Below are 2,924 nucleotides of genomic sequence, written 5' to 3'. Positions count from 1 at the left end.
AGCGCGCCGTCCACCAAGCGCCGAGACCGCCCAGCCGCCCGAGGCCGGCGCCCCCCTCCCCCCGCCTCCGCATAAAGCCGCGTCGGGGAAGCTGCGCGCGCCTCAGGCCGCGGCCGGGCGAGAGGAAAGAGATGGCCTCAAGAACATTGGTCTTGCCCGCGCCGTTCGGCCCGGTGAGGACGATGGGACCCGCGCCCACGCTCACCTGCGCCGCCGCATAGGAGCGGAAGCGGGTGAGCTGGAGCTTGAGGATTCGCGCGGCGGGGGGCATGGGCGGCCAGAGTTAGGACACGCCACCCGGACGACGCAACTGCGGCGTCACACCCGCATGGGCATGAGCACGTAGAGCGCGTCGGTCTTGGTGGAATCGCGCACCAGGGTCGGCGAGCCGGGATCGGCGAGCTTGAGCTCCGCCGTGTCGCCTTCGAGCTGCGAGGTGATGTCCAGCAGATAGCGCGAGTTGAAGCCGATATCGAGCGGCTCGGAGCCGTAGTCGACCTCCAGTTCCTCGGTGGCGCTGCCGGAATCCGGGTTGGTCACGGACAGGGTCAGCTTGCCGTCGCCAAGCGAGAGCTTCACCGCCCGCCCGCGCTCGGACGAGACGGTGGAGACGCGGTCCACCGCGGCGGCGAATTCCACCTTGTCTACGAACAGGGTCTTGTCGTTGCCCTGGGGGATGACGCGGCCATAGTCGGGGAAGGTGCCGTCGATCAGCTTGGAGGTGAGCACCACCTGCCCCACCTGCACGCGGATCTTGCTGGCGGAGAGCGACACGGTCACCTCGGCGTCCTTGTCCTCCAGCAGCTTCTGGATCTCGGCCACGGTCTTGCGCGGCACGATCACGCCGGGAATGCCGATGGCGCCCTCGGGCGCGTCCAATTCGGCCTGGGCGAGGCGGTGGCCGTCGGTGGCGACCGCCCGCAGCATGGGCTTGCCCTTGGTGGGCTCGGCCACGTGCAGATAGATGCCGTTGAGATAATAGCGCGTCTCCTCGGTGGAGATCGCGAACTGCGTCTTGTCGACCAGGCGCCGGAACTCCGCGCCCTTCAGCTTGAAGGTGTGGGAGAACTCGCCGGCGGCGAGGTCCGGGAAGTCCGCCTCGGGCAGGGTCTGGAGCTGGAACCGGGCGCGGCCGGCGCGCACCGTCAGCGTGCCGCGCTCGCCGCCCACCTCGAGCTGCACCTGCGCCCCCTCGGGCAGCTTGCGCACGATGTCGTAGAGCACGTGGGCGGGCACGGTCGTCGCGCCCTCCTGGCCGATCTCGGCCGGCACGGTCTCCACAACCTCCAGATCGAGGTCGGTCGCCTTCAGCTCCAGGCCCGTCTTTCCGGCGCGGATGAGCACATTGGCGAGGATCGGAATGGTGTTGCGCCGCTCGACGACGCGGTGGACATGGCTGAGCGACTTGAGAAGCTCGGCGCGCTCGACGGTCACCTTCATGGCCCTGGCCCGTTCACTCTTCGCTCTGGAAATTTCGCGCTCGCGGCGATGGACACGCCGCGGACGGGCGCCCCTGGGTTGGGCGCCGGGCCGCCGACATTGCCGCCCGCGCCGGCTCAAAGCAAGGGCAGGGGCAAAAAATGTGCGCCAAAACGCCCCTCGGCGCCTTCATCCACAAGGCTTCGGCGGGTTGCGCAAGGATCATCCACATCCCCCGGGCCGGGCTGCCGGCCGCCATCCACAGGCTGGGCCGCTGGGGCCGGGCGCCCATCCACAAGGCGCGGGCGGAGGAAACCGGCCGCGCTCAAGCCCGCCGGCGATCGCGCGGAGGCTCCACAGGCCTGTGGACGGCCTGTCCACAGGGGGGCGGGATACGGCGCAGCCGCGCGTCCCCACAGTTCCGCTCAGCCCTCCAGGACGAGGCGCTTGAGCATCTCGATCTCGTCCGCCAAAGTGCGGTCGGTGGCCACTAGGCCATCGATCTTACGCACGGCGTGGAGTACCGTGGTATGGTCTCTGCCGCCGAAACGCCGGCCGATTTCCGGCAGCGAGCGCAGGGTGAGGACCTTCGCCAGATACATGGCGATCTGGCGCGGCTTCACCACGTTGGCGGTGCGGCGCTGGGACAGAAGGTCGGCGCGCGACACGTTGTAGTGCTTGGCGACGATGCGCAGAATGTCGTCGATCCGCACCCGCTTGGGATCGGACGGGCGCACCAGGTCCTTGACCGCATTCTCGGCCATCTCCAGCGTCACCGGCTCGCCGGTCAACTGGTTGAAGGCCAGCAGCTTGTTCAGCGCCCCGTCGAGGTCGCGGCCGCTCTGCCCCACCGAGCGGGCAAGGAATTCGAGCACCGCCGCCGGCACCGTGAAGCCACGGTGCTGGTCGGCCAGCGTCTGGTAGCGCGCCTTGAGAATCTGGTGGCGCAGGTCCTCCTCCAGCGGGCCGAGTTCCACCACGAGGCCACCGGCGAGGCGCGAGCGCACGCGCTCGTCGAGATGCTCCAGTTCGCCGGGCGGGCAGTCGGCCGCCACGATCACCTGCCGGCCGCCATCGAGCAGCGCGTTGAGGGTGTGACAGAATTCCTGCTGCAGGTTGTTGCCCTTCAGGAACTGCAAATCGTCGATCACCAGGGTGTCGATGGTGCGCAGCGTGTCCTTGAAGGCGATCGCCGAATGCGCCTTCAGCGCGGCCACGAAGCCGTACATGAAGCGCTCGGCCGTCAGATAGGTGGCGCGGCGCCCGTTCTGCGCGCCGGCCCAGGCCACCGCCTGCAAGAGGTGGGTCTTGCCGAGGCCGACCGCGGCGTGGAGGTAGAGCGGGTTGAACACCGGGCTCGCCCCGCTCACGGCGTCGGCCACCTGGCGCGCGGCGGCATGGGCGAGCGAGTTGGACTTGCCCACCACGAAGGTCTCGAAGGTGAGGCGCGGGTCGAGCGGCGAGCCGGCGGCCACGTCGCGCGCGGCAAGGCTCGCCGCGCCAGC

At 69.5% G+C, this 2,924-nt stretch carries 3 protein-coding genes; all 3 read right to left on the bottom strand.

The genetic code is table 11. From position 1 onward, the window contains the following. On the bottom strand, positions 1–271 hold a 271-nt coding region (locus AC2W7M_RS23025; protein ID WP_486135217.1), incomplete at its 3' end, for an AAA family ATPase. Between the two features lie 47 nt (positions 272–318). Next, positions 319–1,440, bottom strand: a complete 1,122-nt coding sequence (gene dnaN / locus AC2W7M_RS23020) for a DNA polymerase III subunit beta (protein ID WP_486135215.1) — start codon at positions 1,438–1,440, stop codon at positions 319–321. A 404-nt stretch (positions 1,441–1,844) separates the two neighbouring features. After that, positions 1,845–2,924, bottom strand: a 1,080-nt coding sequence (gene dnaA, locus AC2W7M_RS23015; protein ID WP_486135213.1) for a chromosomal replication initiator protein DnaA, incomplete at its 5' end; no start/stop codon positions are given.

The sequence above is a fragment of the Xanthobacter sp. BG11Y11_SDJG genome (genome assembly GCF_057364445.1).
This window is presented reverse-complemented; position numbering and strand designations above follow the sequence as displayed.

What these genes read in the sequence shown, in the direction of transcription:
- dnaN (WP_486135215.1), bottom strand. Translation starts at nt 1,440, where the DNA reads ATGAAGGTGACCGTCGAGCGCGCCGAGCTTCTCAAGTCGCTCAGCCAT.